Raw genomic sequence first — 18,382 nt, 5'->3', positions numbered from 1 at the left:
TTGATGCTGACGGTACCCTTTTATGAAGACGAAACCATCACCAGTTTCGTCTCGCGGCTCGCGATCGCGAATTTCGTAGAGGACGTTTGGGAATTCTGCCGTCATATGGGGCTCAGCTATCGTCGGATCATCGACGGCGAGCTGTCAGAAATTCGAAGGGTCCTAGATCTGGCAGGGCATACGTCGATCGAAATCGGCAGCAGACACGTCGAGCGCATCGACAGGCACGTGCAAATCAATGGCGAAGCTCTCTCCAGAGCCTCCTTTCATCGATATCGTCTTCGATACTGTCCCCACTGTATCGAAGACGATATCAAAACGCGCACGGGCGATCCTCTGTGCAGGACCTATGGTCGCCTTCATTGGTGTGTCATCCACGTCCGCACCTGCTCAAAGCACCATGTACCACTCCTTCAAACGGACATCTCAGCTCTAGCTGGTTCTCACAATATTGCGGCGATGATTGCCGCTAGGCCTTCTGCCACCTTTCAGAACGAACCACAGCAGTTCAGTCCCTTCGAGGCCTACATTGAAGACCGGTTATGGGGCCGATCGGAGCGGAAGTCTTGGCTCGATCGGCTACCATTGTTTGTGGCCGGGAAACTGTGCGAAATGGTCGGGGCGACTAAGCTATTCGGCAAGAGCTACTTTGCCGAAGAAATCAGTGAAATTGATTGGATCAAGTGCGCGCAGACCGGGTTCGAGATCCTCTCTCCGGGTGAAGATTCATTCCGCGATTTTTTGCGGTCCCTCCATATCGATTTTTGGAAACAAGAGAGTAGCTTTGGCGGCCGTCTGCTCTACGGCAGACTGTACGAACGACTGGCATTTGAAATCGACGACGCCGCCTACGACGGCATCCGCGATATTATGCGGGATGTCGCTTTGTCGTCAGTCCCCTTTGCAATTGGAGCCGAGCTTTTCGGCCCCGTAACGGTGCGCCGATTACATTCGATCCACTCCGCCTCACGCCAATATGGCATCCACGCGGCGACCGTCAGAAAGCTCCTTGTCAAAGCGGGATTATTGGACGCGAACCAATCTATTGCGACGGACAGTCGCACCGTTTTTGCTGCAGCGCGGGTGGACGAATTGATGGAGGATTTTACATCGAGCATGAAGCCAGCTGCAGCGCGAGAGTATCTTTCCACGGGGCGAACACTCTGGCGAACCTTGGCCAGAGGGAACTATGTTGAGCTGGCACTAGCAAGCGGACCAGACGTCAGCTTGACCCCATTCTATTTCAAAAGGGATCTGGATGGTTTTCTAGATCGAGCTACCAAATGCGTGACAAGAGAGTTCAATCAGGAGGCCGGATACCTCACATTTGCAGAAGCGGTTAAGGCGGCGAACTGTCGCTTCGAGGAAATCCTCGATCTCATGCTAGGCGGCAGTTTGAAAAACGTGTCAACTAACCCTGGCAAAATGGGCCTTGACGCCTTTCGATTTGATGTTGAGGAAATCCGTCGTCTCACAATGCTGCCAGATCATGGCGGCCTCAGTCTTTCGGATGCGGAGAAAAGATTAAGGTTGGCGCGACCTGTATTGGCGGCGCTGATCGACCAAGGCTTCATAGAGGCTGAGCATGCGATCAACCCGGTCAACAGATGCCTCCAACGCATCGTCCGGCCGGAAGTCGCTGACAGGTTTGCCGCTGAGTACGTGACACTGATTGCCTACGCCAAAGAGCGGCAACGTCATTTCGCGGGCATGAAGAGAGATCTGACCGCCGCTGGTATCCTGCCAGTGATAACCAAAGAGAGCGTTGGCAGTACGTTTTACCGTCGCGCTGAATTGCCTTAGTTGACGCCCGTTTCATTTTCAAACCAACCCGGCCGTCAGCCGGTTTTTTTTGGCATCTTCAGGAAAAGTATTTTGGATGAAGGAGAACAATTTTGGAAAAGATGGTGGGACTGGCTTTCAAAAGCAGCCGCCCAGGGAAAAGTAGATTTGGACGCGACAGATTGAAACTGTAGACATTGGAAAGCCCCGAAGCTCTCGCTTTCGGGGCTTTTAATTCGACTGAATTAGATCCATTCCGAGGGGAAATCGATAATCCAAGAAGAGGAGTTACGGTAACGCTCCCGATCCTTTTGCCGTCCCGTCGATGACCGGGCAAGATGGCGGCATCGGTCGATCAAACAATACCGCGATGCCGCAATCCGATGTGAACATCGCTTCCTCGTCATGTCCGACGCCGGGCACCTCTACGACCTTCTGGTTGAGGTCGGACGGATGCCGCTTTTCCATATAGTCGAAATAGGTCAGCCCGCGTGCAAGCCGGTAAGGGCCTTGCGCCATCGCGGCGCAGGAGCGGTCGATGAAATGGGTGTACGGGTTGGTGTCGGCCTCACCCAGCAGGTAGATAACGTTCCGCGCGGCATATGCGGCCTCCATATCCCTGGGATTTTGCGAGGACACATATTGCGGTGCGGACGTCAGCCCGTATCGCCATTGCGTCGCCTTCGGGCATGAAGCCAAACCGCCGGATTGATCCGGTGCGGCCGGCCGCTCGTTGTCGAAATACAAATAGCTCGATGGATTGGCGACCAGGTAGCGAACGGAGACGCCGTCGCTCGCCAAGGTTTCCGCCTCCCGTCCGACCACCGCATAGCGCTGCACCAGTTGAGCGCCCGCCGAATGACCCATTACGACGACAGACTTCAGCGAAGGATACAAGCGGCGATCCGCGAAATGCTGAAGCAAGGCATCAAGCGCAGAAAAGGAGCTAATCGGCGCGGCTTGGCGTGCCGGCTCACCGCTCTTCCAGCCGCTCTGCGTCCAGGCCAGGGTCTGGGCGGACAGCGAGAAAGCTTTGGCATCGGATCTTATCAGGAACTGAGGTGCGACAACCATGGTTCCCTTCGCCAAATCACCTGCTTTTGCGAGCAGCCTCTGGCCGGCGGCATAGTAGGCATCGGCGTTTCGAAGCGTGCCGTGGATCACGATCAGCACTTTCGTCACGTCGGGTGCTGCCGCATCAATCGCATGATCCGCGTAGAGGGGCATTTCCCCTTTCCCCTCCGCTGTATCGATCAGCAGGCGTTGATCCGCGACCTGCTTGACCGGTTCATGGAGCCGCGCATGTTGAGAGGCTGCGTTGGCAGGCCATGCCTCACTCGATATGCCGGTTGCAAACAATGCTGCCATTGACAGTAGGATACAGGCCCTGGTCCGGATGCTTCCCAGAATGTCCATTTGCAAAAACTCGGCTGAGGAAAGTGCACGATCGACTATCTCGACTTTTCGTCGGCCTGAAGACGGCCGGCCCTTCAATCAAGCACCTGTGAATGGCTGCTCCGGACCTCAGAAATCGCCAGCCATGAACACCGATCTGCAACGGATATCATTCTCCTTCCCAAAAAGCTGCGACAGAGCGCACGACCCGTGGCATAAGGCGCCAAAACTTTCTTCGGGCCTCGCGTAGACATGATTCGTATCGAAAACATCAGCAAGCAGAACAGCCATCGCATCCTCTTCATCGAGGCGTCCGCGGCGCTCAACAGGGGTGAAAGCGTCGGGCTCGTCGGTCCCAACGGGGCCGGCAAGACGACGCTTTTCCGGATGATCACGGGACAGGAGCTGCCCGATGAGGGGCAGGTTTCCGTCGATAAGGGCGTCACCATCGGCTACTTCAATCAGGACGTTGGCGAAATGGCGGGCCGCAGTGCCGTCTCCGAAGTGATGGAAGGCGCAGGCCCCGTCAGTGCGGTTGCCGCCGAGCTGCGCGAGCTGGAAGCCGCCATGGTCGATCCGGACCAGGCCGACAAGATGGACGAGATCATCGAGCGCTATGGCGAAGTGCAGGCACGCTACGAGGAGCTGGACGGCTATGCGCTCGAAGGACGCGCTCGCGAAGTCCTGGCGGGCCTCAGCTTCAGCCAGGAGATGATGGACGGCGACGTCGGCGCGCTGTCGGGCGGCTGGAAGATGCGCGTGGCGCTCGCCCGCATTCTCCTGATGCGCCCCGATGTCATGCTTCTCGACGAGCCGAGCAACCATCTGGATCTGGAAAGCCTCATCTGGCTGGAAGAATTCCTGAAGGGTTATGAGGGCGCGCTACTGATGACGTCGCACGATCGCGAGTTCATGAACCGCATCGTCACCAAGATCATCGAGATCGACGCCGGCTCATTGAGCAGCTATTCGGGCGACTACGCATTCTACGAACAGCAGCGGGCGCAGAACGAAAAGCAGCAGCAGGCCCAGTTCGAGCGCCAGCAGGCGATGCTGGCCAAGGAAATCAAATTCATCGAACGCTTCAAGGCACGCGCCTCGCATGCCTCGCAGGTGCAGAGCCGCGTCAAGAAGCTGGAGAAGATCGATCGTGTCGAGCCGCCGAAACGGCGTCAGACCGTCGCCTTCGAATTCCAGCCGGCACCGCGCTCTGGCGAAGACGTGGTCAACCTGAAGAGCGTTCACAAGAAGTACGGCAGTCGCGTCATCTATGAAGGACTGGACTTCATGGTGCGGCGCAGGGAGCGCTGGTGCATCATGGGCATCAACGGCGCCGGCAAGTCCACCCTGCTGAAGCTGGTCGCGGGCTCGACGCAGCCGGACGAAGGCAGCGTCGCTTTGGGCGCCAGTGTGAAGATGGGATATTTTGCCCAGCACGCCATGGACTTGCTGGACGGCGAACGCACCGTCTTCCAGCAGCTCGAACACGAGTTCCCGCAGGCGGGACAGGGCTCCTTGCGCGCGCTGGCGGGATGCTTCGGTTTCTCCGGCGATGATGTCGAGAAGAAGTGCCGGGTGCTGTCGGGCGGCGAAAAGGCGCGGCTTGTCATGGCAATGATGCTCTTCGACCCGCCGAATTTCCTCGTGCTGGACGAGCCCACGAACCATCTGGACCTCGATACGAAGGAAATGCTGATCCAGGCCCTGTCGCAATATGAAGGCACCATGCTGTTCGTCTCGCACGACCGGCATTTCCTGGCCGCTTTGTCCAACCGCGTGCTGGAATTGACGCCCGAGGGCATTCACCAATATGGCGGCGGCTACACCGAATATGTGGCGCGCACGGGCCATGAGGCTCCGGGCCTGCGGAGTTAAGCCGCGTCTGGCTGGGACACGTAGCTAGCGTATGCTGATGGGAACCGCCGTTGCATCATTGATCACGGCAACGGGCGTGGTCCTGCCGCGTACCCGGATTTCGATGCGCCGGCGGGATTCCACGGAACCCGCCTGCCCTGCCGTGATCGTATCGCCGGGCAGGATCAGTTGCGCGGCCGACATCGGCAAGATGGTGACGTTCTTCAGCTTCGGATTGGCCTTGAGGACATTGGCCACAGCGATGGCGCGCGCAAGTCCCAGCCCGGCATTATCAGCCGGCTCGACTGCCGATATCGGCAATTTGCCATCCATCGCCCCGATCAGCGTATCGTCGAGATTCGAGCTTCCCCGCGATACCCGCTGTTCGTCCGTGTGGCCGATCACCTCGACAATGTCAGCGTCATAGAGGCTCAAGTTGCTGGCAATCTCATTCGAGATCGTGGTGTCGAGCATCCGTTCAAAAGTCTTGGTCAATTCGGCGCTGCCCGACTGGAAATAGTTCTTCTTGGCGTCGTCGAGATTGATGATCGGCGGCCAATCATGGGCCCCCTTTCCAGAACGCTCGCCTGCCAAAAGCTTGGCTACCGTGTCGGGCGCCTTGGAAAGATCGACGCCATGCTGCTTCAGCACTTCCGCGAGTTTGGCAAGCTCCTGCAGATCCTCCGGCTTCGTGCCATCAGCGCCCATGCTGTCCAGCGTGTCGCGCGCGACCACCAATTCACGCCATTCCTTTTCCAGCGTTGCGCGGTCCGCCGCCGAGAGATCGCCGGAAATCAGCTTCGATTGCAATTGCACGATGCGCGCCGCCTGTTCGGACTGCCTCTTTTCCAGGAGCACGAGCCGTTGCTCGGCGTCTTTCAGTTTCCGCTCGGTCTCGTAGCGATGATTCCTCTCCGCCGAAATCATCGCCGCTGCCACCAGAAGCAGGCAGAAGACCAGCAGCAGCATGGATTCGGCCATGGTCAGGCCGAGGATGAGGCCACGATTATAGCCCTTGTGTTCCAGCTTCGGCGTGGTGTCCGAGACGCGCATCACCATAGATACCACCGGCGTTTGCGTCGCACCTTATCGGCCGGCGGTTCGTTTTCATTGGCCGAGAGGACCGTGACAGGCTCGGAGAGCACTTCATCGTCCACGGATGCAACCGGATGATCTGACGGTTTTTCCGCCTGCAGATCGAGCGGTTTGGGCTCAGGCGGCAGCGATCGGCCCGGCATATCGGCCATACGGCTCAGTGTCTGTTCGATATTTTTCAGTGGCTGCAATTGCGCCTCAGCCATCTCCTTGATGGCAGCGATCGCCGGCGCCAACTGGGCGCGGACGACATCCTCAGGCGAATGAATCTCCTCAAGTTTCTTGCCGACGGTTTCGACCGCCGTGCCGAATTTGTCGATGATCTCGGCGAGTTGCGACGTCGTTTCCGTCAGTTGCGCGGCCGCCTCGTTGATGGGTTTGACCGCCTGCTTCGCCAAGACCTCCAGGATCTTCTGAATTTCCTCGCCGTTGCGTTCCGCCTGGCGCGCGATCTCCTCGAAACCTTCCGACAGCATCTGATTGCTGACGCGCCGGTAGTGAGAAAATTCACGTGACGACGAATCCAGCTCCGTGCGCACGCGCCGCGTCATTTCGGCCAGTTCGTGGCGGACGCTGCGCTCTATGTCGATCGGATCGCGCCGCATTTGGTTGAAGAGAATACGCAGCGTCACGCCGGCGATGGTCGAGGTGACGGCGATACCGAAATTGCGGACGATCGTCTCGATCGAGGTCTCGCCGGCAAAGAGGTAGAGCGATACGCCGAGGCTCGACAGGGTGAACAGAAATCCCATGTAGTAGAGATTGTCGCCCGCCTGCTCGTTGTGCAGGCGAAATCCGGCGAAAGCCAGCGAGACCACGAAATAGACCGCCATCAACAGCAGCGGCACGCCGGTGACGATCGGCAGCGGCCAGCCCAGAAGCTTGGACGTCCAGATGAAGATCATGCCGCCGACGGTGACCAGCGCGAAGAGGACCATCGGCCCGTAGTCGCGCATGGCTAGCCTCGCCTCAACATCGGCCATCAGCGTATCCCCTCCAATCGGATGAAGCCGTCGAAATCGCCATTATTGCCCTTGATCCACTGCGCCCAGAAATTTGCCAGATCCTCCATACTGAACTTCATGTTCGGCCTTTGAAAGGCGAGGATCTTGATCATGACACCATCCAGTGACGTCCGGAATTTATTCCGCGCGGGGCTCTGCTGGAATTTCTGGTAGGAGGCGCCGTCGCGATAGTTCGAGAAGGCGTCGGTATGCTCGATCATGTCGGAGGCGATGTAGAGATGTTTCGGAATGCCGCCGGCAGCGCTCGCAAAGACCTCCAGATTGATCTTCTGGATGCCGGCCATGATCGGCGATTGCTTGCCGGCCTCGCCGACGCTCAGCTTGCCGGCGATATCGGCAAGCGGCTTTGCGAAGCCTTTTTCCCAACGCGCCTGCGCCAGGCGCGGATTGCTGGTCCACTCGTCGACATTGGCGCCGCTTCCAGGGTTGCAGCCATGGAAGGTCTGGATAAGCTCGCCCTCCTTCTCCGTCAGCGCATAAATGTCGATTGCGCCGCCGACGGGCACATCGGCCACGATCTTCTGGAACTGATTGCGCAGGTCGAGCGCCGTCGTGTCCGAGATCGGATCGGTGACGTCGAGCAGGATCGCCGTTTCCGCCTTCGGTCCATCCACCGGGCAGAGCGAAGCCTGGTCGACCGCGACATTGCCGCTCGCCTTGTAGCGCAGCCAGCCATAGGCGCCGACAATACCGAGGGACAGAACGGCGAGGCAAACCGTCGCCATGATAAGACCGGCCGAGCTGCCACCTCGGCTACGCCGCTTGCGTCGTGCCAATGATGCTCTCCGGGAAAAGATTATCGAGCTTGTGGTATTTCTCGATGGCGCTTTCGAATTCGTCGCCGATTCGCTTGATCTGCTGGGTCAGCTCGGCCTGCGCGCTCTGAATGCGCTCGCCAAGCACTTTGTCGTCCCATTCCTCTCCGGTCTGCAGAACGGGCATCAGGCGCTCAAGCTGATAGCCGGATGAGAAATAGGCCGGCTCCGGCTCCGTGCGCGTGCCTCGGTTGGCCTCGCGATAGACGGTCAGAAGCGTGTTGGCGGTGCGCTCGAGATGATTTTGATGTTCGATGAAGAGGCCGGCCGTTCGGGCGCGATGGGCGATGATGGCGGCGGTCTCCTGCCGGCGCATGCTGAGATCGCGGATGATCTCTTCGATCTTGCCATTGTGTTCATCGCGGATATCCCGAAGATCGTCGATCAGATCGAGCTTGCGGTCGATGTAGTTACTTCTCGCCGCATCGAGGCGTTTCTGCACGCCGGCAAAGCCTGGATAGGGATCTGTCAGGTAACAGCCGTCTATGAAGGCGAAGAGCGAGAACATCAGGCCGACGGCAAACAGCATCCAGGAATTCAGCTCCTGCAGACCCAGCGGCGCGGCCTTCAGCCGTTGCATTACCTCGGCTCCGGCACCGGTCAGAATGGTTGCCGACACTTCGCGGTAATGCGCCAGTGCGATGTTGATCGCGAGCGCTACGGCGACATAGGCGACTAGGCCAAACAGACCGAGCAGCTTCAGGAAAAACGAACGATGCACGAGGAAGCGAACGCAGAAGAAGGAAAACATCAGTGCCGAGCCGATGTTCACAAAGGCGAAGGCCGCCGCTTCCGTGACGCCGCCGACAATCCCCTGCTCGCTTCCCTTGGCGAGGAAGCTGCCGTTCATCACCATCTCGATGAGGACGAGGAAGACGATCAGCGCGACCTTGAAGCCCCAGGCCGCCTTGCTGGAGACCTTCGCCGCGCGCTGCAGCCTGTGCCGGGACTTGAAGTCCACCATCTCGTCCTCGGCAGTCTTCAAATTGCGGCGCAGGCCATGCAGCTCGTCGACGCCGCTTGCGACCTCCGCCTTGAAATCTGAAACGCTGGACGCATTCGCCTGCCGGATCAGTCCGAATTGGCCTTCGAAATCGAGATTGCGCAAGCGGCTGTCGAAGGTCTGGAACTGATCTTCGAGGACCTGATAAGAGCTTTTCTTCTCCGCCTCGACCCAAGCGATGATACGCTGCTCGGTTTCATCGAGGGACTGAGCGCTTTGCCCCGGCCGGTTGAGACTGCCGTTGGCCGCGCCCTGCTCCTTCAGGCTAAGCGTCGTGCCCAGCTTCTCGACATCGACAACGGGAAACACATCGGTAGAGGCCCGAAAATCATGGCTGGTCTCCCGAGCAGTCTCCCAGATGCGGTTTAAGGCTTCGAAACGCAATGATCTTCCTCGGCGACATGATCAACTTTAAAAGGACCACCGACAAACCGATACCGCACTGGTTGTTTCTGGTCCAGCATTCCCGCCGACGTTAAAATGCGATTGTGGTAAAGAATAGCCCGAACAGACAATGCCGGGCTTGAAGACGATATTGGTTTCATCAGGATATGGTATTGGGCTGATCCAGGTTGGCTCTTTGCCGGCTGAGCTGCGGTTCAAGGCCGCAGAATTGCGATTACCTCAATAAACAGCTCGCCAAATCATGGCGGTGACCTAACTTGCTCCGATCGGTATAGCCCCGGAGATCAAGGCCATGGCATCCCCTTCCCTCAAAACTATCTGCGTCTATGGCGCAGGTGCGCTCGGCGGTGCAATTGCGGCGAAACTGGCTTTGGGATTGAGGGGGCAGGCAACTGTTTCTGTCGTGGCGCGCGGCGGGCATTTGGAAGGCATTCGTGCGGATGGCTTGCGGGTCTGGGAGGCCCAGGCAGAGAGCCCGCTCGTGGCACAGGTGACCGCAACCGACGATCCGGCGGAACTGCCGCCACAGGACCTGGTGATAACGGGGCTGAAGGGCCACCAGCTCGGCGCGGCAGCCCCTGGACTTGCCAGGCTCCTGCATGCCGGGACGCGCGTCGTAATGGTCCTGAACGGCATACCCTGGTGGTATTTTCATCGGGATCGGCTAAGCGGTCATGCCGAGCGGCAGATGGAGGAGCTCGATCCGAATGGCGATCTCTGGCGGTTGATCGGGCCTGAGCGCGTTATCGGCTGCGTCGCCTATCAAGGCGCCGAGGTCATCAATCCCGGCGAGATCAAGCTCAGCAACAACGGCCATTTCGTTCTCGGAGAGCCCTCTGGCGAGGCGACTGGCGACATCGAAGCGATCGCAGCTCTCTTGAAGCAAGGCGGGATCAATGCCTCGGTCTCGCCGCGCATTCGCGACGAGATCTGGAGCAAGCTGATGGGCAATGCCGCCTTCAATCCGATCAGCGCCCTGACACGGGCGCTGATGTCCGACATCATGGGCAATCCGGCTCTGTCGGTCATGGTCGGCCAGGTGATGAACGAGGTGCAGGCGGTTGCGGAAGCCCTGGGTGCGCGTCTGGCGATTTCCGTCGAAGAACGTCTCGAACGCTCCCGCCAGATCGGCCCGGTACGCACGTCTATGTTGCAGGATCTACTGGCCGGCAAGGCGCTGGAAATCACGCCGCTGGTCGGCATGGTCGTCTCGCTTGGCAAGCTCACCGGTGTCGCGACGCCGACCTCGGCGACAATCCTGGCGCTGGTGACGGAGTTGGAGCGGCAGAACTTGCGGGCGGCGGGATAAGCCTGCCACTCCCTCCGCGCGGTTCGGTGCATTGCTCCCGCCATTTAGAACGGTGGCGCGGTTCGCACCACGTCAGCGTCTTTATATCTCGCCTATATCTTCGCCTTCTGCCTCGAATGGATTTCCTATGCTGCTCGGCGCTACCCTCGGGATCGAATGCAGAGGTAGACGCTATGCTCGATACACATTCCCCCAATCTCACCGAGGCCATCCGTTCTCTTGTGCGCGACAGCCGCGAAAGACGCCATCCCATCACTGCTTCTGCCCCCGTCGGCAAAGCCCAACCGAAGCGGCGGCTTCGCAACCGGCAGGTTCGCGAAAGGCGCACTTTCTATGCGATGTTCGCCTTCGGGCTATTGCTAAGCGGCCTCGAGCTTTTCATCGTGCTGCATGCTCTCTGAGCGGCCAAAGAGATGATGAGACCGGCCTTGCAAAGGCGCATCGGCGGCGCGATCACGGCACTCGTCACGCCATTTCGCGGCGGTGCGATCGATACCGTCGGCCTGATGGCGCATGTGGAATGGCAATTGCTAAGCGGCATCGACGGTTTGCTTGCCTGCTCTTTGACCGGTGAAGGACCTGCGCTAACCGAAGCAGAGCGGGTGCGGATCATCGAGATCTGCGTCGAGCTGGCGGAGGGCAAGGTCCCCGTCATCGTCGCCACCGGTACCAATGACACGGCGGCGACGATCAAGGAGACGCGGCAAGCCCAGAAACTCGGCGCCGACGCCGCTTTCGTCACTCTTCCCTATTATTCCAAGCCAAGCCAGAAGGGCGTAGTCCATCACTTCGAGCAGTTGGCGGGCAGCACCGATCTGCCGCTGATCATCCATAACCTGCCTGCCCATACCGCCATCGACCTGATGCCGGCGACAATCGCGCGGCTGGCGGAAATCCCGACCATCATCGGCATTGCCGACGGCAGCGGCGACGTCGCCCGCGTCGGCGCATGGCGTGCTTTGCTGCCGGAAAGGATCGCGCTCTATTCGGCCCATGATGCGAGCGCCCTCGCCTTCACCATGGCCGGCGGACGCGGTTCGTTTTCAAGCGCCGCCAACATCGCGCCGCGGCTTTTCCATTCCATGCAGCTATCGGCCGGATGCGACCATATGGCGGCGGCACGGCTGATCGACGATCGGCTTCGGTTGTTGTTCAAGGCGCTTGCGCGCGAACCCGAACCGGCGACGGTAAAGCATGCCCTTTCTCTGATGCGGCACATGAGCCCGGACGTGCGCCTGCCGCTAACCGGCGTCGAGACCGAGACGGATACGGTGATCCAGGCGACGATGGCGTTACTTCAAGCTGGCTGCCATAGACACGCGCCCTCGCCGCTGACTTTCCGCCTGGGATTATAAAAACGCTCTATCCCTATGAGATTTTTATATTTTAGCCTTTCCTGCCAAATGGAAATCATACCCGATCACTCATAGTTTATTTGCATGGCGCTTGCGTCGTTCAAAATCGACCGTAGCGCCAGTGACACTTGGAAAGGAACTATGATGTCACGCTACATGCAATACGGCACTGCTGCCGACCCGCTCCAACGCCCTCGTACCGCTGCCCTCGGAGGCGCCAAGCGTCCGACCCCTTCGCATGCGCTGCTAAACGGCCTGCGCGCCATCGCGCCGCGCCTGGCGTTCGTCTTCTTCGCCGCTGCCATCATCCAGATGCTGGTGCACTGGGCCGGCAATTGAGCACACGAAGCCATCTACGAGGGAAAACACATGGCAGACACACAGCATATTCAACGCCGCTCGGCTCACATCGCAGCCTCGCCGGCCCCCGCCCGCTTCACAGTCGGCCGCGACCGGCGCGGCGCCTGATCGTCCAGGACCGGCAAGGTCTCGTCGGCGGGCTCTTCACCAACGAAGCGGCCGCAGTGCACTTTGCCGCCGAAGAGTGCAATCATAATCCCGCCGATATCTGCCTCGCACCCGAAGGCTCGGTGCTCGATCTCGACGGCTTCGCAACGCCATTTCCAAACCTGCATTAAGGCGTAGCAATTCGAACAGCCTTCGACCGTCCCAGATGCACCCGGCCCAACGCTTCCTTAACCCACGCTTGGGTAGAATATCGGCCGGGTGTCACCAGAGTAAAAGAGCAATGTCGAAGCCTGCCTTCCGTTACAGCCACTATGATCTCAACGAGCAGCGCGCCGGAACCGTGATCGAAATCACGCTGTCGGCCATCGCCAATGTCCGGTTGATGAACAGCTCGAATTTCGAGCGCTTTACGGAAACTCTGAAGCACCAGTTCCTTGGCGGCGTCGCCAAGAAATCGCCCATCCGGCTGTCCATTCCCGAGTCGGGCCATTGGCATCTGGTGGTCGATATGGAAGGCCATAACGGCATGGCGGAATCGAGCGTCAAGATGATCGACAAGGCCCCCGCGCCGCGCATACAGAAGGCCGCCTCGGAAAACATCACCGCTCGGTGATATCGGATCTACTCTTCACCACGCTCCTTGCGCAGCTTTGCCCACCAATCCAGCCGCTTGCGGATTTCGCGCTCGAAACCACGCTCGGGCGGATCATAGAAGGTCTGACGGCCCATTTTCTCCGGAAAATAATTCTGGCCTGAAAAAGCATCGGGCTCGTCGTGATCATAGCGATAACCGTCGCCGTAACCCTCCGTGCGCATCAGCTTCGTCGGCGCATTGAGGATATGCTTGGGCGGCAGCAGCGAGCCGTTCTGCTTGGCAGCCTGTGTGGCAGCCTTGAAGGCGGTATAGACGGCGTTCGACTTCGGGGCGGTGGCGAGATAGACGCAGGCTTCCGCCAGCGCCAATTCACCTTCCGGCGACCCCAGATAGTCATAGGCGTCCTTGGCAGCGTTGCAGATGACCAGCGCCTGCGGATCGGCAAGGCCGATATCCTCCACCGCCATGCGCACCAGCCGCCTTCCAAGATATAGCGGGTCTTCGCCGGCATCGAACATGCGAGCGAGATAGTAGAGCGCCGCGTCGGGGTCAGAGCCGCGCACCGACTTATGCAGAGCCGAAATCAGATTGTAGTGGCCGTCCTGCGCCTTGTCGTAGACCGGCGCACGGCGCTGCACGATTTTGACCAGCGCATCGGGATCGAAGAGCTCGTCCTTGCGCGCGGCGCGCCAGACTTCTTCGGCGAGCGTCAGCACGGAGCGGCCATCGCCATCGGCCATGCGGATGAGGCTGGCGCGAGCATCCTCGGTCAAGGGCAGCGGCCGGCCCTCCGCCGTCTCGGCGCGGCGCAGCAACTCCTCCAGGCTTTCCTCGTCATGCGGGCGAAATGTCAGGACGCGCGCGCGGGACAGGAGAGCGGCATTCAGCTCGAAAGACGGGTTCTCGGTGGTCGCGCCGACCAGAATGACGGTACCGTCCTCCATGACGGGCAGGAAGCTATCCTGCTGGGCGCGGTTGAAGCGATGGATCTCGTCGACGAAGAGCAGCGTCTGGCGGCCATCCATGCGGCGCAGACGCGCGGTTTCGAACACCTTCTTCAGATCGGCAACGCCGGAGAAGATTGCCGATATCTGCTCGAAGGCAAGGCCCGCCTCGCCCGATAGCAGCCGCGCCACCGTCGTCTTGCCGGTGCCGGGCGGCCCCCAGAAGATCATCGAGCCGAGCGAGCCGGAGTCGATCATCCGCCGCAGCGCGCCGTCCTCGCCCGTCAGATGTGGCTGGCCGGTGACATCGGCCAAGGTTTGCGGCCGCAGACGATCGGCAAGAGGCCGCCTCTTGGCGACCTCCTCCGGTATCCTTGGTGCAAACAGATCGTCACTCATCGGAAGAACTGCCGGATGCGTTGGCCGTCACGCTCGATTTCGACGCGCCAGAAGCTCGGACTGCCAGTAACGGCCTGCTGCAGCACGTCCGTCGAGGTGATCGCGACGCCATTGACGGAAACGACGATATCCTTCGGCGCAAAGCCAAGGCGCTCGGCCGGCGAATCCGCCTTCAGGTTCTCGACGACGACACCGTTCGTATCCGCCGGCAGGTGCAGTTCATCGGCGACGCGCGGCGAGAGGTTGGCGACGGTCGCACCCGAGAAGGGATTGTTGCCCTGGATCAGCTTCTCGTTCCGCGGCGTGGATTCCGGTGCCGCGGCAAGCGTCATGCTCTCCTGATGCTCTTTGCCATTGTCGAGAACGGTCAAAGCAACGGTGGCGCCGAGGCCGGCCGTCGTCAGGCGATAGCCAAGCGCGTCCGGATGCTCGACCGGGATATTGTTGATGGCCGTGACGACCTCGCCGGCCTTCAGGCCAGCCTTCGCTGCAGGCCCACCATCGACCACCTTGGTCACCAGCGCACCGCGCACCTTGTCCAGCCCGAGCGCTTCGGCAACGTCTGATGTCACCGGTTCGAAGGAAGCGCCGATATAGGGGCGATCGAAGGTCTTGTCGCCACGATCGGCGGCTGCGAGGAAAACCTTGACCAGATTGGCGGGGATGGCAAAGCCGATGCCATTCGAGCCCCCGCCCTGGGAAAAGATTGCGGTGTTGAGGCCGATCAGCTCGCCCGTCATGTTCGTCAAAGCGCCGCCGGAATTGCCAGGATTGATCGAAGCGTCAGTCTGGATGAAGAAACCGACTTGGTTCTTCACTTGGTTGCGGGCAAGCGCCGACACGATGCCGCTCGTCACCGTCTGGCCGACGCCGAAGGGATTGCCGATCGCCAGCACGAGATCGCCCACTTCGACGGCATCGGAATTGCCGATCGGCAGGACGGGGAAGTTCTGGTTCTTGGATTTGATCTTCAGAACGGCGAGATCGACCCGATCATCCTTCAGCACGACGTCGCAGGGAAATTCGCGGCCGTCCGACAGCGCGATCTTGATATCGTCAGCGCCGTCGACGACGTGATTGTTGGTGATGACCGTGCCATTCGCCTCGACGATCACGCCGGACCCTAGCGAAGACTGCTTCTCGGTGCGATTCGGCATGCGCTGGCCGAAGAACTGTTCGAAGAAGGGATCGCCAGCAAAGGGCGACTGCCGCTGCACCATCCGCTCGGCATAGACATTGACCACGGCGCCGGCCGTCTGCTTGACAAGCGGCGCAAACGAAAGCTGCATTTGCATCTGGCTCTGCGGCACAGACTTCGCAGTCTGCGCCTCGGCGGAAAGCGGCATCGTCATGATGAGGGCGATCATCGAAACGGCGGTGCGCTTCAGCAGGACCTGCATGGAATTTTCCTTCTTTAATGCTCTTGAAACAACGTTGTAGCGTCCGACGCTAGAAAGGAAAGAGGGCGGAAGCATGAAGTATAATTGGTCGCTTGCGCGCATGAAGAACAGGCGTTGTGAACAAAAACGCGTGATCGCGCATTTCGTTTCGGAAACCGGCAGATGGAGCAAAAGCATGCGATCAACCAGCCTTGCGGCAATCTTTCTCGTTACCTCTCTCACCGCGGCCAACACATCCCAGGCCGCGAGCTTCAATTGCGAGTCGCCGAACCTTCAGCCGGACGAGAAGACGATCTGCGATAACAGGGCGCTCAACGATGCCGACGTGAAGATGGTGACGACCTTCGACCTGCTCTCCGGCCTGCTGGCCATGGGCTCGCGCGGCACATTGCAGGACGAGCAGACAGCCTGGCTGAAGAAGCGGCAGGCCTGTGGCGCGGATGCCGCCTGCATCAAGGGCGCTTATGACGAGCGGCTGAAAGCGCTGGAGGAGACGTATAAGCGGATCAATCGGCCGCTATAAAGCATATGCCACCTTCTCCCCATCCCTTCGACAAGCTCATGACGGGGCGAAGGGGTTTGATTACTTCCCGCCGAGATCTCTAACAGCACCCCGGTCAGCGCTGGTCGCGAAAGCAGCATAGGCCTTCAGCGCCGTGGTGACATTGCGCTTGCGTGCTTCGACCGGATGCCAACCGCTGGCGTTCTGAGCTTCGCGGCGAGCGGCAAGTTCCTTGTCGTCGACGCGCAGGCTGATGGTACGGCTCGGGATGTCGATATCGATCATGTCGCCTTCGCGCACCAGGCCGATCATGCCGCCGTTTGCCGCTTCAGGCGAAACGTGGCCGATGGAGAGGCCAGAGGTGCCGCCGGAGAAGCGGCCGTCGGTGATCAACGCGCAGGCTTTGCCCAGGCCCTTCGACTTCAGATAGCTCGTCGGATAGAGCATTTCCTGCATGCCGGGGCCGCCCTTCGGGCCTTCATAGCGGATGACGACAACGTCGCCGGCCTTGATCTCGTTGCTGAGGATGGCCTTGACGGATGCGTCCTGGCTTTCGAAGACCCTGGCCGGACCGGAGAATTTCAAGATCGATTCATCGACGCCGGCCGTCTTCACGATGCAGCCGTCCAGCGCCAGATTGCCCTTGAGAACGGCGAGACCGCCATCCTTGGAGAAGGGATGCTCAACGGAGCGGATAACACCGTTCTGACGATCGGTGTCGAGTTCTTCCCAACGGGCGTTTTGGCTGAAGGCAACCTGGGTCGGAATGCCGCCCGGTGCGGCGCGGAAGAATTCACGCACGCTTTCGCTGTTGGTGCGGGTGATGTCCCAGCGGTCGATGGCGTCCCCGAGAGTTTCGGCGTGAACGGTCGGGCAATCGCGGTTGATGAGGCCGCCCTTGTCGAGTTCGCCGAGGATCGACATGATGCCGCCGGCACGGTGCACATCTTCCATGTGAACGTCGCTCTTGGCCGGTGCAACCTTCGACAGACAAGGCACGCGGCGCGACAACGCATCGATGTCAGCCATGGTGAAATCGACTTCGCCTTCATGCGCGGCCGCGAGAATATGCAGAACCGTGTTGGTGGAGCCGCCCATGGCAATATCGAGCGCCATGGCGTTCTCGAAGGCCTGCTTCGAAGCGACGGTGCGCGGCAGGACGGAAGCATCCTCCTGCTCGTAATAGCGCCGGGCGAGATCGACGATCAGATGGCCGGCCTCGACGAAGAGACGCTTGCGGTCGGCATGGGTGGCGAGCGTCGAGCCGTTGCCGGGCAGCGACAAACCAAGCGCTTCCGTCAGGCAGTTCATCGAATTGGCGGTAAACATGCCCGAGCAGGAGCCGCAGGTCGGACAGGCCGAGCGTTCGATAACCTGCACATCTTCGTCGCTGATCTTGTCATCGGCAGCGGCAACCATGGCGTCGACCAGATCGAGCGCATGCTTCTTGCCGTGCAGGACCACCTTGCCGGCTTCCATCGGGCCGCCGGAGACGAAAACAGTCGGGATGTTGAGGCGCAGCGAGGCCATCAGCATGCCGGGGGTGATCTTGTCGCAATTGGAGATGCAGACCATGGCGTCGGCGCAATGAGCATTGACCATATATTCGACGCTGTCGGCGATCAGCTCGCGCGAAGGCAGCGAATAGAGCATGCCGTCATGGCCCATGGCGATACCGTCATCGACGGCGATCGTGTTGAATTCCTTGGCGACACCGCCGGCAGCTTCGATTTCGCGCGCGACGAGCTGGCCGAGATCCTTGAGGTGGACGTGGCCTGGCACGAACTGGGTGAAGGAGTTCACCACCGCAATGATGGGCTTGCCGAAATCGCTGTCCTTCATACCCGTCGCGCGCCAAAGGCCGCGCGCACCCGCCATATTGCGGCCATGGGTCGTGGTTCTGGAACGATAAGCTGGCATGGTGTCTTCCTCGTCGTCTTGGAAATGTGAGGCGTCGGCCGGCCTGGGCTTTGCGCCGAAGGGAGCGCCGACATTCCTGCTTTTTGAAATTGTCCTAATCCAATCGCACTGGACTG

At 59.9% G+C, this 18,382-nt stretch carries 16 protein-coding genes and 1 pseudogene; 9 read left to right on the top strand and 8 right to left on the bottom strand.

Going from position 1 to position 18,382, the window contains the following annotated elements:
* Window positions 1-3 precede the first annotated feature (3 nt).
* Complete coding sequence (locus NXC24_RS08120) at window positions 4-1,803, top strand: TniQ family protein (protein WP_104822816.1); 1,800 nt, start codon at window positions 4-6, stop codon at window positions 1,801-1,803.
* A 267-nt stretch (window positions 1,804-2,070) separates the two neighbouring features.
* On the opposite strand, the gene NXC24_RS08115 is transcribed toward NXC24_RS08120, so the two are convergent.
* Window positions 2,071-3,276 (bottom strand): alpha/beta fold hydrolase, encoded by a 1,206-nt coding sequence (locus NXC24_RS08115; RefSeq protein WP_245463948.1) that lies wholly within the window; start codon window positions 3,274-3,276, stop codon window positions 2,071-2,073.
* A gap of 153 nt (window positions 3,277-3,429) precedes the next feature.
* Between NXC24_RS08115 and NXC24_RS08110 the strand changes: the two genes are divergently transcribed.
* Window positions 3,430-5,052, top strand: a complete 1,623-nt coding sequence (locus NXC24_RS08110; protein ID WP_104822814.1) for an ABC-F family ATP-binding cassette domain-containing protein — start codon at window positions 3,430-3,432, stop codon at window positions 5,050-5,052.
* Window positions 5,053-5,076: 24 nt separating this feature from the next.
* On the opposite strand, the gene NXC24_RS08105 is transcribed toward NXC24_RS08110, so the two are convergent.
* From NXC24_RS08105 to NXC24_RS08090, 4 genes are read right to left on the bottom strand one after another with little or no spacing between them, the layout of a single operon-like run.
* A complete protein-coding gene (locus NXC24_RS08105) occupies window positions 5,077-6,090 on the bottom strand; it encodes an OmpA family protein (protein ID WP_104822813.1) in 1,014 nt (337 codons plus the stop codon).
* A complete protein-coding gene (locus NXC24_RS08100; RefSeq protein ID WP_104822812.1) occupies window positions 6,084-7,109 on the bottom strand; it encodes a hypothetical protein in 1,026 nt (341 codons plus the stop codon). The genes NXC24_RS08105 and NXC24_RS08100 overlap by 7 nt, the downstream gene beginning before the upstream one ends.
* On the bottom strand, window positions 7,109-7,927 hold the full coding sequence (locus NXC24_RS08095; RefSeq protein ID WP_104822811.1) for a hypothetical protein: 819 nt from the start codon (window positions 7,925-7,927) through the stop codon (window positions 7,109-7,111). Before NXC24_RS08095 ends, NXC24_RS08100 begins: the two co-directional genes overlap by 1 nt.
* Window positions 7,905-9,353 (bottom strand): hypothetical protein, encoded by a 1,449-nt coding sequence (locus NXC24_RS08090; RefSeq protein ID WP_104822810.1) that lies wholly within the window; start codon window positions 9,351-9,353, stop codon window positions 7,905-7,907. The genes NXC24_RS08095 and NXC24_RS08090 overlap by 23 nt, the downstream gene beginning before the upstream one ends.
* A 313-nt stretch (window positions 9,354-9,666) precedes the next feature.
* Between NXC24_RS08090 and NXC24_RS08085 the strand changes: the two genes are divergently transcribed.
* From NXC24_RS08085 to NXC24_RS08060, 6 genes and pseudogenes are all read left to right on the top strand, one after another.
* Window positions 9,667-10,683, top strand: a complete 1,017-nt coding sequence (locus NXC24_RS08085) for a 2-dehydropantoate 2-reductase (protein ID WP_104822809.1) — start codon at window positions 9,667-9,669, stop codon at window positions 10,681-10,683.
* A 173-nt stretch (window positions 10,684-10,856) separates the two neighbouring features.
* Window positions 10,857-11,084: a hypothetical protein gene (locus tag NXC24_RS08080; protein WP_104822808.1), complete on the top strand. Its 228-nt coding sequence runs from the start codon at window positions 10,857-10,859 to the stop codon at window positions 11,082-11,084.
* A 27-nt stretch (window positions 11,085-11,111) separates the two neighbouring features.
* Window positions 11,112-12,038: a 4-hydroxy-tetrahydrodipicolinate synthase gene (gene dapA, locus NXC24_RS08075; RefSeq protein ID WP_245463947.1), complete on the top strand. Its 927-nt coding sequence runs from the start codon at window positions 11,112-11,114 to the stop codon at window positions 12,036-12,038.
* A gap of 141 nt (window positions 12,039-12,179) precedes the next feature.
* Window positions 12,180-12,377, top strand: coding sequence for a hypothetical protein (locus tag NXC24_RS08070; protein WP_104822806.1), 198 nt, complete (start codon window positions 12,180-12,182; stop codon window positions 12,375-12,377).
* Between the two features lie 30 nt (window positions 12,378-12,407).
* Window positions 12,408-12,676 (top strand): annotated as a pseudogene (locus NXC24_RS35665) (hypothetical protein).
* Between the two features lie 110 nt (window positions 12,677-12,786).
* On the top strand, window positions 12,787-13,119 hold the full coding sequence (locus NXC24_RS08060) for a DUF1883 domain-containing protein (RefSeq protein ID WP_104822805.1): 333 nt from the start codon (window positions 12,787-12,789) through the stop codon (window positions 13,117-13,119).
* A gap of 8 nt (window positions 13,120-13,127) precedes the next feature.
* Here the strand turns inward: NXC24_RS08060 and NXC24_RS08055 are convergent, their stop codons facing one another.
* Window positions 13,128-14,444 carry a replication-associated recombination protein A gene (locus tag NXC24_RS08055; RefSeq protein ID WP_104822804.1) on the bottom strand — a complete coding sequence of 439 codons (1,317 nt, stop codon included), beginning with the start codon at window positions 14,442-14,444 and terminating at the stop codon, window positions 13,128-13,130.
* Window positions 14,441-15,844, bottom strand: coding sequence for a DegQ family serine endoprotease (locus NXC24_RS08050; protein WP_104822803.1), 1,404 nt, complete (start codon window positions 15,842-15,844; stop codon window positions 14,441-14,443). The genes NXC24_RS08055 and NXC24_RS08050 overlap by 4 nt, the downstream gene beginning before the upstream one ends.
* Before the next feature lie 175 nt (window positions 15,845-16,019).
* Here NXC24_RS08050 and NXC24_RS08045 point away from each other — a divergent pair, with 175 nt between their 5' ends.
* Complete coding sequence (locus NXC24_RS08045) at window positions 16,020-16,367, top strand: lysozyme inhibitor LprI family protein (protein ID WP_104825068.1); 348 nt, start codon at window positions 16,020-16,022, stop codon at window positions 16,365-16,367.
* A gap of 60 nt (window positions 16,368-16,427) precedes the next feature.
* On the opposite strand, the gene ilvD is transcribed toward NXC24_RS08045, so the two are convergent.
* The gene (ilvD, locus tag NXC24_RS08040) at window positions 16,428-18,266 is read right to left on the bottom strand and encodes a dihydroxy-acid dehydratase (protein WP_104822802.1); all 1,839 of its coding nucleotides are present in this window, start codon (window positions 18,264-18,266) and stop codon (window positions 16,428-16,430) included.
* Window positions 18,267-18,382: the final 116 nt, after the last annotated feature.

Origin of the sequence: Rhizobium sp. NXC24 (assembly GCF_002944315.1) — a bacterium.
In the GTDB taxonomy this organism is placed as follows: Bacteria; Pseudomonadota; Alphaproteobacteria; order Rhizobiales; family Rhizobiaceae; genus Rhizobium.
The sequence above is the reverse complement of the archived record's forward strand: the minus strand, read 5'-3'. Positions and strand labels throughout refer to the sequence as shown.